The 12757-nt window shown below is 62.6% G+C and carries 16 protein-coding genes; 14 read left to right on the plus strand and 2 right to left on the minus strand.

What is annotated here, in order from left to right:
* Nucleotides 1-256 precede the first annotated feature (256 nt).
* From MasN3_RS01360 to MasN3_RS01400, 9 genes are all read left to right on the plus strand, one after another.
* Nucleotides 257-595, plus strand: coding sequence for an ATP synthase subunit I (locus tag MasN3_RS01360; protein WP_209589396.1), 339 nt, complete (start codon nucleotides 257-259; stop codon nucleotides 593-595).
* A 2-nt stretch (nucleotides 596-597) separates the two neighbouring features.
* Entirely contained in the window at nucleotides 598-1434 is an 837-nt protein-coding gene (atpB, locus tag MasN3_RS01365) for a F0F1 ATP synthase subunit A (protein ID WP_281911644.1), read from the plus strand.
* A gap of 86 nt (nucleotides 1435-1520) precedes the next feature.
* A complete protein-coding gene (gene atpE, locus MasN3_RS01370; protein ID WP_056340707.1) occupies nucleotides 1521-1760 on the plus strand; it encodes a F0F1 ATP synthase subunit C in 240 nt (79 codons plus the stop codon).
* A gap of 72 nt (nucleotides 1761-1832) precedes the next feature.
* Nucleotides 1833-2303, plus strand: coding sequence for a F0F1 ATP synthase subunit B (locus tag MasN3_RS01375; protein ID WP_281911647.1), 471 nt, complete (start codon nucleotides 1833-1835; stop codon nucleotides 2301-2303).
* Between the two features lie 2 nt (nucleotides 2304-2305).
* Complete coding sequence (locus tag MasN3_RS01380) at nucleotides 2306-2839, plus strand: F0F1 ATP synthase subunit delta (RefSeq protein ID WP_281911648.1); 534 nt, start codon at nucleotides 2306-2308, stop codon at nucleotides 2837-2839.
* Nucleotides 2840-2915: 76 nt separating this feature from the next.
* Nucleotides 2916-4457, plus strand: coding sequence for a F0F1 ATP synthase subunit alpha (gene atpA, locus MasN3_RS01385; protein WP_281911650.1), 1542 nt, complete (start codon nucleotides 2916-2918; stop codon nucleotides 4455-4457).
* Nucleotides 4458-4513: 56 nt separating this feature from the next.
* On the plus strand, nucleotides 4514-5389 hold the full coding sequence (gene atpG, locus MasN3_RS01390; protein ID WP_281911653.1) for a F0F1 ATP synthase subunit gamma: 876 nt from the start codon (nucleotides 4514-4516) through the stop codon (nucleotides 5387-5389).
* Between the two features lie 42 nt (nucleotides 5390-5431).
* Entirely contained in the window at nucleotides 5432-6835 is a 1404-nt protein-coding gene (atpD, locus tag MasN3_RS01395; protein WP_027864640.1) for a F0F1 ATP synthase subunit beta, read from the plus strand.
* Nucleotides 6836-6862: 27 nt separating this feature from the next.
* Nucleotides 6863-7285 carry a F0F1 ATP synthase subunit epsilon gene (locus MasN3_RS01400; RefSeq protein ID WP_281911657.1) on the plus strand — a complete coding sequence of 141 codons (423 nt, stop codon included), beginning with the start codon at nucleotides 6863-6865 and terminating at the stop codon, nucleotides 7283-7285.
* A 47-nt stretch (nucleotides 7286-7332) separates the two neighbouring features.
* Here the strand turns inward: MasN3_RS01400 and MasN3_RS01405 are convergent, their stop codons facing one another.
* On the minus strand, nucleotides 7333-8043 hold the full coding sequence (locus MasN3_RS01405; protein WP_281911658.1) for a hypothetical protein: 711 nt from the start codon (nucleotides 8041-8043) through the stop codon (nucleotides 7333-7335).
* Nucleotides 8044-8231: 188 nt separating this feature from the next.
* On the opposite strand from MasN3_RS01405, the gene MasN3_RS01410 reads away from it, so the two are divergent.
* The 4 genes from MasN3_RS01410 (at nucleotide 8232) to MasN3_RS01425 (ending at nucleotide 11454) form a co-directional block, all read left to right on the plus strand.
* A complete protein-coding gene (locus MasN3_RS01410) occupies nucleotides 8232-8591 on the plus strand; it encodes a hypothetical protein (RefSeq protein WP_281911659.1) in 360 nt (119 codons plus the stop codon).
* A 140-nt stretch (nucleotides 8592-8731) separates the two neighbouring features.
* The gene (locus tag MasN3_RS01415; protein ID WP_281911660.1) at nucleotides 8732-9274 is read left to right on the plus strand and encodes a serine hydrolase domain-containing protein; all 543 of its coding nucleotides are present in this window, start codon (nucleotides 8732-8734) and stop codon (nucleotides 9272-9274) included.
* Between the two features lie 5 nt (nucleotides 9275-9279).
* Nucleotides 9280-9681, plus strand: a complete 402-nt coding sequence (locus MasN3_RS01420; RefSeq protein ID WP_281911661.1) for a DUF3471 domain-containing protein — start codon at nucleotides 9280-9282, stop codon at nucleotides 9679-9681.
* A 102-nt stretch (nucleotides 9682-9783) separates the two neighbouring features.
* A complete protein-coding gene (locus MasN3_RS01425; protein ID WP_281911662.1) occupies nucleotides 9784-11454 on the plus strand; it encodes a serine hydrolase in 1671 nt (556 codons plus the stop codon).
* Between the two features lie 108 nt (nucleotides 11455-11562).
* On the opposite strand, the gene MasN3_RS01430 is transcribed toward MasN3_RS01425, so the two are convergent.
* The gene (locus tag MasN3_RS01430) at nucleotides 11563-12189 is read right to left on the minus strand and encodes a peptidoglycan recognition protein family protein (RefSeq protein WP_281911664.1); all 627 of its coding nucleotides are present in this window, start codon (nucleotides 12187-12189) and stop codon (nucleotides 11563-11565) included.
* Between the two features lie 103 nt (nucleotides 12190-12292).
* On the opposite strand from MasN3_RS01430, the gene MasN3_RS01435 reads away from it, so the two are divergent.
* Nucleotides 12293-12718 (plus strand): CoA-binding protein, encoded by a 426-nt coding sequence (locus tag MasN3_RS01435; protein ID WP_281911666.1) that lies wholly within the window; start codon nucleotides 12293-12295, stop codon nucleotides 12716-12718.
* Nucleotides 12719-12757: the final 39 nt, after the last annotated feature.

Raw genomic sequence — 12757 nt, forward strand, 5'->3', positions numbered from 1 at the left:
CGCTCAACGCACAGACTGTTTGAACGCGTGGGCGGGGGACCCGCCCACCCTACGGGAGTCAGCAGGGACTCCTTCGTTAAGTGACTGAAAATATGGAGAAAACAGCATCCCCGATGTTGCTCCCGTCACATCTTTACGCCGGAGTTATAAGCGCGGAATCGTTTGACTCGCGTCCGTATAACCACTTATAATCCCGCTGATTCATGTAATTACCACATCGTAACTGTCCGAAGCGCGGCGAGAAACCAGAACAACAATGTTGCGCATCGTCTCCCTGCAATTGATTGCAACAGTAGTCGCAGGCGTGATCGCCGCTCTACTGGGGGGATGGTCTGCGATGTTTTCGGCAGTACTGGGCGGTTTGTGTTGTGTTGTGCCCAACGGGATCATGGCAGTACGGCTGTTCGCCAACGCCCATCGGGCCGGTGGCGCCAGTCCTGCAGCATTCTTCATCTGGGAATTTGTAAAGATTGCACTGACGGTCGCGCTTCTGTTCGCGGTCGCGAAGCTGTACCACGATCTGAACTGGTTCGCCCTGATAGGCGGCTTCATCGTGGCGCTGAAGAGTTACATCATCTTATTATTTAGGCACTGACAATGGCGACTCCAACCGCAGACGGCGTAGCACACGCGCCCACCCCATCAGAATACATCACCCACCACCTGGGCCACTTGTCGAACAAGCACCAGGATTTCGTGGTGGACTTCAGTGTCTTCAACTACGACACCATCTTCTGGTCGATCGCCATGGGCGTCGTCGGCTGCCTGGTGATGTGGATGGCGGCACGCAAGGCCACCTCGGGCGTGCCGGGCCGCTTCCAGGCCGCCGTCGAGATGCTGGTCGAGATGGTCGAAGACCAGTCGAAGTCGATCGTGCACGGCGACCGCAGCTTCATCGCGCCGCTGGCACTGACCGTGTTCGTCTGGGTCGCCCTGATGAACTCGCTGGACTTCCTGCCTGTGGATATGTTCGCCAAAGGCTTCGAACTGGTGGGCCTGGGCCACGTTTTCCCGTACCACCGCGTCGTTCCGACCGCCGACCTGAACGGCACCCTGGGCATCTCCCTCGGCGTGCTGGCGCTGATGCTGTACTACAGCGTCAAGATCAAGGGCCTGGGCGGCTGGATCCACGAACTGTTCGCAGCACCGTTCGGCATCTGGATGGCGCCGTTCAACCTGCTCCTGAACATCATCGAATACGCAGCAAAAACCGTGTCGCTCGGTATGCGACTGTTCGGCAACATGTACGCCGGTGAGCTGCTGTTCCTCTTGATTGCTCTGCTCGGCTCCATGGCCACCGCATTTGGTGTGGTTGGTCACATCATCGCGGGTTCGATCTGGGCGATCTTCCACATCCTGATCGTGTTCCTGCAGGCATTCATCTTCATGATGCTGACGCTGGTGTATATCGGTCAGGCCCATGAAGGCCACTGATCGGCGCCGCAAGCATCGAACAGATAGTGGTTGTAAAGAAGTTGTAGTTTTTAATCTAGTTTTTAAATTAACTTTTGGAGTTACACATGACTGACCTTTCTTTTGTTGCACTGGCTTGCGGTTTGATCATCGGCCTCGGCGCTATCGGTGCTTGCATCGGTATCGCAATCATGGGCGGTAAATACCTGGAAGCTTCTGCACGTCAGCCAGAACTGATGAACACCCTGCAGACCAAGATGTTCCTGCTGGCTGGTCTGATCGACGCGGCATTCCTGATCGGCGTCGGTATCGCCATGCTGTTCGTCTTCGCACGTCCGTTCAGCTAATCAAGCACGACTTGATCTGAAGAGCCGAACCGTCCCTGGTTCGGCATCCGTTTTTGTGAGAAGGAATTTACCGTGAACTTGAACGCAACTTTGTTTGTCCAGTTCGTGGTCTTCTTCATCCTGGCGGGCTTCACGATGAAATTCGTGTGGCCGCCACTGATGAAAGCGCTCGACGAGCGCGCCGAGAGGATCGCGAATGGCCTGGCCGCCGCCGACCGTGGCAAGGCCGACCTGGCCGCTGCCGAAAAGCGTGTGCAGGCAGAAATGGCCGGCGCCCGTGACGAAGTCCAGAAGCGCATCGCCGACGCTGAAAAGCGTGCCGCCCAGATCATCGACGCCGCCAAGGCAACCGCTGCCGAAGAAGCCGCCCGTATCGTCGCTGCCGCCCAGGCCGACGCCGAGCAGCAAGTGACCCGTGCCCGCGAAGAACTGCGTGGCCAGGTGGCCGCACTGGCAGTGCAAGGCGCCGAGCAGATCCTGAAGCGTGAAGTGAACCCAGCGGTCCACGCCGACCTGCTGTCGAAACTGTCGACCGAGCTCTGATCATGGCTGAACTCGCAACCGTCGCCCGCCCTTACGCCGAAGCGCTGTTCCGTGTCGCCCAGTCCGGCGACATGGCCGCCTGGTCGGCCGTTACTTCCGAGCTGGGCCAGATCGGCGCCAACCCGGACGTACAGGCTTTCGCCGCCAACCCGAAGGTCACCGCCGCTCAGCTGGCCGACACGATTGCGTCTATGGTCAAGTCGCCGCTGAACGCTGAAGCGAAGAACTTTATCGCGATGCTGGCCGAAAACGGCCGCGTCACCTTGCTGCCCGAAATCGCCGCCCAGTTCGCGGCACTGAAGAACGCCAACGAAGGCGCCGCCGATGCGGACATCGTCAGCGCCTTCGAGATCTCGGGTGACCAGCTGGCCCAGCTGGTCGCAACGCTGGAAAAGAAATTTGGCCGCAAGCTGAACCCGTCGGTGACCGTGGATCCTTCGCTGATCGGTGGTGTGCGCGTGGTCGTCGGCGACGAAGTGCTCGATACCTCGGTACGCGCCAAGCTGCAACAGATGCATGTTGCGCTGGTGTCGTAATCGATCGATATCTAGCAGCACGCGCCGGCCCTAGCGCCCTTGCCCTACGCATCAAAAACATTTGGAGTTAGCACTCATGCAACTTAATTCTTCTGAAATCAGCGAACTGATCAAGAGCCGCATCCAGGGTCTGGAAGGTTCGGCTGAAGTTCGCAATCAAGGCACGGTGATCTCCGTCGCCGACGGTATCTGCCGCATCCATGGTCTGTCGGACGTGATGCAGGGCGAGATGCTGGAATTCCCTGGCAACACCTTCGGCCTGGCGATGAACCTCGAGCGCGACTCCGTCGGCGCCGTCATCCTGGGCGCCTACGAGCACATCTCGGAAGGCGACACCGTCAAGACCACCGGCCGCATCCTGGAAGTGCCGATCGGTCCGGAACTGCGTGGCCGCGTGGTCAACGCACTGGGCCAGCCGATCGACGGCAAGGGTCCGATCAATACCGCCCTGACCGCACCGATCGAAAAGATCGCTCCGGGCGTCATCGCCCGTGAATCCGTCTCGCAGCCGATGCAGACCGGCATCAAGTCGATCGACGCGATGGTGCCGATCGGCCGTGGCCAGCGTGAGCTGATCATTGGCGACCGCCAGACCGGTAAATCGGCTGTCGCAGTCGACGCGATCATCAACCAGAAGGGCCAGGGCGTCACCTGCGTGTACGTCGCAATCGGCCAGAAGGCATCGACCATCAAGAACATCGTCCGCTCGCTGGAACAGCACGGCGCGATGGAGTACACCATCGTTGTCGCCGCCTCCGCTTCGGAATCGGCTGCGATGCAGTACATTTCGGCCTACTCGGGCTGCGCCATGGGCGAATACTTCCGCGACCGCGGCGAAGACGCGCTGATCGTGTACGACGACCTGTCGAAGCAGGCTGTGGCTTACCGCCAGATCTCGCTGCTGCTGCGCCGTCCGCCGGGCCGTGAAGCCTACCCGGGCGACGTGTTCTACCTGCACAGCCGTCTGCTCGAGCGCGCAGCACGCGTGAACGCCGACTACGTCGAGAAGTTCACCAACGGCGCCGTCACCGGCAAGACCGGTTCGCTGACCGCACTGCCGATCATCGAAACCCAGGCAGGCGACGTCTCGGCATTCGTGCCGACCAACGTGATTTCGATTACCGACGGCCAGATCTTCCTGGAGACCTCGCTGTTCAACGCCGGTATCCGTCCTGCGATCAACGCAGGTATCTCGGTTTCCCGCGTCGGTGGCGCAGCCCAGACCAAGGTCATCAAGGGCCTGTCGGGCGGTATCCGTACCGACCTGGCGCAGTACCGTGAACTGGCTGCGTTCGCGCAGTTCGCATCGGACCTGGACGAGTCGACCCGCAAGCAGCTGGACCGCGGCGCACGCGTGACCGAACTGCTGAAGCAGCCGCAGTTCTCGCCGCTGTCGACCTCGCTGATGGCCGCATCGCTGTTCGCCGTCAACAAAGGCTACCTGGACGACATCGAAGTCAAGAAAGTGCTCCCGTTCGAGCACGGTCTGCACAACTTCCTGAAGTCGAGCCACGCTGCCCTGCTGTCGAAGATCGACGAAACCAAGCAACTGGACAAGGACGGCGAAGCTGCGCTGGCCGCCGCCATTGCTGATTTCAAGAAATCCGGCGCATATTAATCGTCAAGCCGGCGTCGTGTGAGCACGGCGCCGGTGCGCGGAAGGAGTAAGGACTCATGGCAGTAGGCAAAGAGATTCGTGGCAAGATCAAGAGCGTAGAGAATACGAAGAAGATCACCAAGGCGATGGAAATGGTCGCCGCATCGAAAATGCGCAAGGCGCAGGATCGCATGCGCGCCGCCCGTCCCTACAGTGACAAGGTTCGTACCATCACCGCCAATCTGGCCGGCGCAAACCCGGAGTACACGCACCCGTTCATGGCGCAAGCCAAGCACGTGCAGGCGAAGGCCGTGGGTTTCATCGTCGTCACGACCGACAAGGGTCTGTGCGGCGGCATGAACACCAACGTGCTGCGCCAGGTGACCCAGAAAGCGCGCGAGATGGAGCAGGCAGGTAACACCGTCGAGGCGGTTGCCATCGGCAACAAGGGCCTGGGCTTCCTGAACCGCATGGGCATGAAAGTTGTTTCGCAAGCGACCCAGCTCGGCGATACGCCGCACCTGGACAAGCTGATCGGCCCGGTCAAAGTGATGCTGGACGCGTACCAGGAAGGCAAGCTCGACGCTGTCTACCTGTGCTACACCAAGTTCATCAACACGATGAAACAGGAACCGATGGTCGAGCAGCTGCTGCCGCTGCCGGCGAAGCACCTGGAAAAGGACGCCGGCGGGATCAGCTGGGACTACATCTACGAACCGGAAGCGCAAGTCGTCATCGACGAGCTGCTGGTGCGTTACGTGGAAGCGCTGGTGTACCAGGCCGTGGCGGAAAACCTGGCGTCCGAGCAATCGGCACGCATGGTCGCGATGAAGGCCGCGAGCGATAACGCCGGCAGTGTCATCAACGACCTGAAGCTGGTCTATAACAAGACCCGTCAGGCTGCGATTACCAAAGAACTCTCCGAGATCGTGTCCGGCGCAGCAGCCGTTTAAACGATCAAGTAAAAGAATTTAACTATATCTGAAGGAACGAAAATGGCTGATGGCAAAATCGTTCAGTGTATCGGCGCAGTGGTCGACGTGGAATTCCCGCGTAACGCCATGCCGAAAGTGTACGACGCACTGAAAATGGAAGGTTCGGAACTGACCCTGGAAGTCCAGCAGCAGCTGGGCGACGGCGTGGTCCGTACCATTGCACTGGGCAGCTCGGAAGGCCTGCGTCGCGGCATGATCATCCAGAACACCGGCAACCCGATCATGGTCCCGGTCGGCACCCCGACCCTGGGCCGCATCATGGACGTGCTGGGCAACCCGATCGACGAATGCGGTCCGGTCAGCCACGAGCGCATGGCATCGATCCACCGCGATGCGCCGGCCTACGACGAACTGTCGCCGTCGACCGACCTGCTGGAAACCGGCATCAAGGTGATTGACCTGGTCTGCCCGTTCGCCAAAGGCGGTAAAGTCGGCCTGTTCGGCGGCGCCGGCGTCGGCAAGACCGTCAACATGATGGAACTGATCAACAACATCGCAAAAGCGCACTCGGGTCTGTCCGTGTTCGCCGGCGTGGGTGAGCGTACCCGTGAAGGTAACGACTTCTACCACGAGATGGCGGACGCCAAGGTCGTCGACCTGGAAAACCCGACCAACTCGAAAGTGGCGATGGTCTACGGTCAGATGAACGAACCGCCGGGCAACCGTCTGCGCGTCGCGCTGACCGGCCTGACCATGGCGGAAGCCTTCCGTGACGAAGGCAAGGACGTTCTGTTCTTCGTCGACAACATCTACCGTTACACCCTGGCCGGTACCGAAGTGTCGGCACTGCTGGGCCGTATGCCGTCGGCGGTGGGTTACCAGCCGACCCTGGCCGAAGAAATGGGCCGCCTGCAAGAGCGTATTACCTCGACCAAGACCGGCTCGATCACCTCGATCCAGGCCGTGTACGTCCCTGCGGATGACTTGACCGACCCGTCGCCGGCAACCACCTTCGCCCACCTGGACTCGACCGTCGTTCTGTCGCGTGACATCGCTTCGCTGGGTATCTACCCGGCAGTCGATCCGCTGGACTCGACCTCGCGCCAGCTGGACCCGCTGGTCGTCGGTGAAGAGCACTACGCCACCGCGCGCGCCGTGCAGGGCACCCTGCAGCGCTACAAGGAACTGCGTGACATCATCGCGATTCTGGGCATGGACGAACTGGCGCCGGAAGACAAGCTGGTCGTCGCTCGTGCACGTAAGATGCAGCGTTTCCTGTCGCAGCCTTTCCACGTCGCTGAAGTGTTCACCGGCTCGCCGGGCAAGTACGTTTCGCTGAAAGACACGATCAAGGGCTTCAAGATGATCGCATCGGGCGAACTGGACCACCTGCCGGAGCAGGCCTTCTACATGGTCGGCACCATCGAGGAAGCCATCGAGAAAGCCAAGAAACTGGCTGCCTAAGCCAATTTCTTCACCTGAAGGACAGACATGGCAAACACGATTCAAGTGGACGTGGTCTCGGCCGAAGAGCAGATCTTCTCCGGCCAGGCCGAATTCGTCGCGCTGCCGGGTGAAGCGGGTGAGCTGGGTATCTACCCGAAGCACACCCCGCTGATCACGCGCATCAGGCCAGGTGCTGTACGAATCCAGGTAGCCGGCGGCGGCGAAGAGTTCGTCTTCGTCGCAGGCGGTATCCTCGAAGTGCAGCCGAACGGCGTGACCGTGCTGGCCGACACCGCGATCCGCGGTGGCGACCTGGACGAAGCGAAGGCACTGGAAGCAAAGAAGCAGGCCGAAGAGCTGATGCTGAACAAGGAATCGAAGATCGACTACGCGAAAGCCCAGGCCGAAATGGCCGCGGCGATCGCGCAGCTGGCGGCGATCCAGAAGCTGCGTTCGAAAGGACGCTAAGCATCCGCTCCAGCGGAACAAAAAAGGCAGCCTCAGGGCTGCCTTTTTTATTGCAAGAGGCGTCTGACGGGCAGCTTGACCATCCACCTGCGCCGCCCCGCCAATGCCAGCAAGGCCAATCCGGACGTCAGCATGCCCATGCCGGCCGGCTCGGGTACCACGCTGACGACTTGCAAGCGCGCGGTCTCGCTCATGCCGCCCATGGTCCAGTAACTTGGATTGTCGGGGTCGACCGGCAACGCCGACAAGCCCACGATGCCGCGGAATGCCGACGTTCCGCCAGCCTCTTGCGGGGCCAGCGGATCCGCGACCAGGCTATTGTCCGGCCCCATCAGCAAAGTATCGATCGCGATGTAATAGTTCCCGGCGGTGACCGGCAGCTCTTCAGTCAGGTAGGCGATATTGTGTTGAAACGAGGAGCTGCTCGCCCGGATCTCGGCGACGCCGTCGCGAGCAGTGAAGCTGACGGTCTTGCCATCGATCGTGAACGTATAGGAAATGTCTGCTGAAAAATCTTCGCACCGGACCTCGTCGCACGACACGCCGCGGGCATCCGAATCGATGATGCTGTTGACCGTCAGCGCGTACGGCAGGAGCCCACCCGGGTGCTGATAGTAGTCACCGAACCCGAGTTGTCCGAGAATAAAGGGGTTGGGATCCATTTGTCCGGTCATGTGGGTCGTCACACGAACCGGTTCGGCCGCCGACGCCAGGGGCAGGGCAAGCAGGACCGGGCACAGCAGCCTGATGAGGTGCATGATGCGCTCCCGAAGATGTAGCCGAACCAGTATAGGCCGGGTGTTCAGGAAGGGCGCACGCATGCCGCGGCCGTTGCGCAAAAGCCGCAGCGCGGGAGCGGGCGACGCAAGGTTGCATGGCGCACTGATGGCTGGCCGTTTCCAACTTAGGATGATTCATTCCCCGAACTACCAGCGCCGAGCCGACCATGGCCAGTTCTCCACCACAAGACGACGACAGCCCCGCGCCGCAGGAAGATTGCTTCGGCCGCACCCTGTACCGCTTCCTGTTCTTCGACTGGCTGTTCCGCGACGTCAGCAGGGCGCGCAACCTGTATGAGCGGCACGCCGCGCGCGAGCACAACCGGCGCATGAGCCGCTACCTGCCGGTCTACATGCGGCGCTGGTCGGTGCTGGCCACCTTCGACTTCGCACTCGGCTTCCTGTTCGAGCGCGTGCTGTCGGCCACGGTGTTGTCGGCCCTGTTCTTCACTGGTACCTGCGTCACCGTCACCGGCATCCTCGTGATGAGCGTGATCTGGCTGTTGCTCGCCGCCCGCCTGCCTTGAAGCCTGCCGGGGCGCTCCCGTTCGCCCCCGCATAGCCACCACTCGACCCATCCGAACGACCACTAATCGGTTGCCGATTGCGGCAGGCCCGGCATCGTACGTACAGTCACGGCACTCCACAACAACAAGGAATGCCGACCATGTTCATCCGTACCGCGCTTTGCGCCGCCGCGCTGCTCCTGTGCCAGCCGCTTGCCGCTGTCGCCGCCGATCCAAGCCCGGGCAAGCCGCTCACCAAGCGCGCCCTCGAGGACCTGTCCTTCCGCCTGCACGCCACCGTCGCTCCCTATTTCCCTCTCGATGCACCCGGCGGCATCGTCCTGGTCGTGAAGGACGGCCAGACCGTCCTGCGCCGCGCCTACGGCATGGCCGACACCGTCAAAGGCGTGAACATGGCGCCCGAGATGGCCATGCGCATCGGTTCGATGACCAAGCAGTTCACCGCCACCGCCATCCTGCTGCTGGCGGACGAAGGCAAGCTCTCGGTCGAGGACGAGATCGGCAAGTACCTGCCGGACTACCCGACCCAGGGCAAGAAAATCACCATCGAGCACCTGTTGACCCCGCGGCCTTGGACGCGGTGGCGGGCGTGTACAGCCTCGACAAGGATACGCAGCGGGTATTCCGCCGCGACGGCGAGTTCCTGTCCTTGCTGCGCACCGGCCGCGGGCCGCTGGTCTTGAAAGCCATGTCGGCCGACGCATTCTTCGTGCCGGATACGGTGGACTGGTTGGTGTTCCAGCGCGATGGCGGTGGCAAGGTCACGGGCGTGACCTACCACCAGGACGGCAGGGCGCTGGATCACCTGCGCAGCGGCGCGGCGCCGCCGCCGCGGATCGTGGCGAAGATCGCCGACGCCGCTTTTGACGCGCACGCCGGCCGCTACGAGATCCAGCCCGGCATGGTGTTCGAGGTGAGGCGCGAGGGCAGCCGCTACTTCGTGCAGCCGACCGGCCAGCGCCGGCTCGAAATCTTCCCGCTGAGCGAAACCCGCTTCTTCGCGCGCGACGTCGATGCCGAGCTCAGTTTCGACGGCCAGAGCCTGCGCTTCCAGCAGGGCGGCCGCAACTTCACCGGTCGCCGGATTTGACCGCCTGGGCCGACTAAACGGCCGTTTGTCGCCCGGCGTTTGCCGTCCAGGCAAGCCGGGCTTATGCTTTTCACACCACTACAACAGGGAAAGGGACCGACCATGCTGCTTCGTACCGCCATCTGCGCCGCCGTGCTGCTGCTGTGCCATCCACAGGCTGCCTTGGCCCGGGATGCCGTCACCTCCGCGACCGCGGAGCAGGACCTGGCCAGCCGCATCGATGCGTCGATCGCGCCGTATTTCCAGGCCGATGCGCCGGGCGCCACCGTCATCGTGGTCAAGGACGGCAAGCCCGTGCTGCGCCGCGCCTACGGCATGGCCGATACCGCGAAAGGCGTGAAGATGCGCCCGGAGATGGTGCTGCGCCTCGGCTCCATCACCAAGCAGTTCACCGCGACCGCCATCCTGATGCTGGCGGAGGATGGCAAGCTGTCGCTGGACGACGACATCACGAAGCACCTGCCGGACTACCCGGCCAAGGGAAAGAAGATCACGATCGAGCACCTGTTGACGCATACCTCGGGCATCCCCAGCTATACCGGCAAGCCGGGCTACATGCTCAACATGGCGCAGGACATCAGCGTGGCCCGGATGATCGACACGTTCAAGAACGATCCGCTCGAGTTCGAACCGGGCAGCCAGTACCGCTACAACAACTCGGGTTACTTCCTGCTCGGCGCGATCATCGAGAAGATCTCGGGCCAGAGCTACGCCAGCTTCCTGGAACAGCGCCTCTTCAAGCCGCTCGGCATGCGCGACACCTATTACGAAGGCGTCAAGACCAGCAAGGCGCCGGTGGCGGCCGGCCACAGCCGCGCCGAGCAGGGCTATGGCGCCGCCGCGCCGCTCAGCATGACCCAGCCCTATGCGGCCGGCTCGCTGGTGTCCACGGTGGACGACCTGGCGCGCTGGGATGCAGCGATCGCCGCGGGCCGCCTGCTCAAGCCCTCCAGCTGGCAGCGAGCGTTCACTTCGTACCGCCTGAGCGATGGCAAGGCCACCGGCTACGGCTATGGCTGGGAGGTCGGCAAGGTGCAGGGCGAGACCGCGATTGGCCATGGCGGCGGCATCAACGGCTTCTCGACGCATGCGCTGCGCTTCCCGGATCAGAAGGTGTATGTCGCGGTGCTGACCAACAGCGACAGCGGTCCGGCCAATCCGGCCCTGATCGCGCGCAAGGCGGCCGGCATCGCCATCGGCAAGCCTTACCGCGAGTTCAAGGAGGTGGCGCTGGATGGCGCGGCGCTCGACGCGGTCACCGGCACCTATGAGGTCGAGAAGGGCGTGCAGCGTGTGTTCCGCCGCAGCACCGATGGCCTGGTGATGCAGCGCAGCGGCCGGCCGCCGGTAGCGCTGAAGGCCGCGTCGGACAACAGCTTCTTCGTGCCGGGAGGCCTCGACTGGTTCGAATTCCAGCGTGACGCGGGCGGCAAGGTGACGGCAGTGACCTTGCACCAGGATGGCAACGCGCTGGTCAATCAGCGTATCGGCGACGCACCGGCCGGCCGCAAGGCGGTGAAGATCGCCAGCGCGGCCTTCGATGCCCGCGTCGGCCGGTATGAACTGCGTCCGGGCTTCGTGATGGAGCTGAGCCGCGAGGGCGAGCGCTATTTTGCCCAGGCCACCGGGCAGCCGAAGCTGGAAATCTTCCCGATGAGCGAAACCGTGTTCTTCTCGAACGACGTCGATGCCGAAATCAGTTTCGAGCCGGCGGCCGGACAGGGCCTGGTGCTGAAGCAGGGCGGGCGCAGCATCCCGGCGCGCAAACTCTGATTTTCGTAGGGTGTGCGGCTGTGCCGCACGCGCGTTCAAACTTGGACAATGCTGCCTGTACAGCTATTCCAATGCCGGTTGAACGCGCGGACGGCGGAGCCGTCCACCCTACGGTTTCGCAGCTTGCTCACCCGCCAGGCGCAGCGCCACCTTGTGGCGGAACCAATTCTCTTTCACGTAGCGGTACAGGTTCGCACCGGGACACACGGTCTTGCTTGAATAGTCGCGGTGGCTCTTGATATCGTCCAGCGAGACCTTGTACCTGGCCGCCAGCAGCGCCATCAGGTCGACCACGGCCTCCAACTGCTGCTGGTTCGGCTCCACTTCCTCGAAGTTGCCGACCACCTCGATCAGGGCGTGGCCGCTCGGGTCGTATTCGGTATTGGTATCGCCCGCGAAGTCGATGTTGCGCGCCTCGTAGATGCGGCCGTCGAGGTCGATGACGTAGTGGTAGGGGATGTCGAGCCAGCCCTTGCTGCTGCGCGACCACGACTGCAGGCGCCGCAGGTAGGCTTGCGGATCGGTGCCCGGCTTGAAGGGCTCGCCCTGGTGATGCAGGGTGATCTGGCTGATGGTGTGGCGGCGCGCCTTGGCCGCGTCGGCCGGGGTGCCGCCCCAGGCGGCGACGGGGACGATGGCGCGTTCGACCGCAGCCAGCGGTTCGGCCGCGTGGGCGGGCAGCGAGAGAAGCAGGGCGGCGAGCAGGGAAAGGGCGGTAAGGCGCATGTTGGGCATGGAAATCGACAGTGTCCGCATCTTTTCACGTTTGCGCCCGCGACGCCAGCAGCGATGCGAATCTGATAAGCTAGAAGCCGAATCCATACCGAGCCAAGCCACCATGAGAAGCATTGCCCAGATCCTCAACGACAGCAAGACCATCGCCATCATCGGCCTGTCGAACAAACCCGACCGCGCCAGCCACGAGGTGGCGGCCTACCTGCAGGAGCACGGCTACCGCATCGTGCCGGTGAACCCGAGCTATGCCGGCCAGACCATCCTGGGCGAACAGGTAGTCGCCACGCTGCAGGAGGCCGCCGACGCCCTCGCCGGCAGCGGCCAGCGGATCGACATCGTCGACTGCTTCCGCAAGTCCGAGGACATCCCGCCGATCGCGCGCGAAGCGATCGCCGTGCGCGCCGGCTGCCTGTGGATGCAGCTGGACATCGAGAACCAGGCTGCCGCCGATCTGGCGCGCGCCGCCGGCCTCGACGTCGTCATGAACCACTGCATCAAGATCGAACACCGCAGCCTGAACGCGGGCTGAACGGATATCGTCCGGGCGCCGCGGGCGGGCGGCGATCTT

It is taken from the genome of Massilia varians (assembly GCF_027923905.1).
GTDB lineage: Bacteria > Pseudomonadota > Gammaproteobacteria > Burkholderiales > Burkholderiaceae_D > Telluria > Telluria varians_B.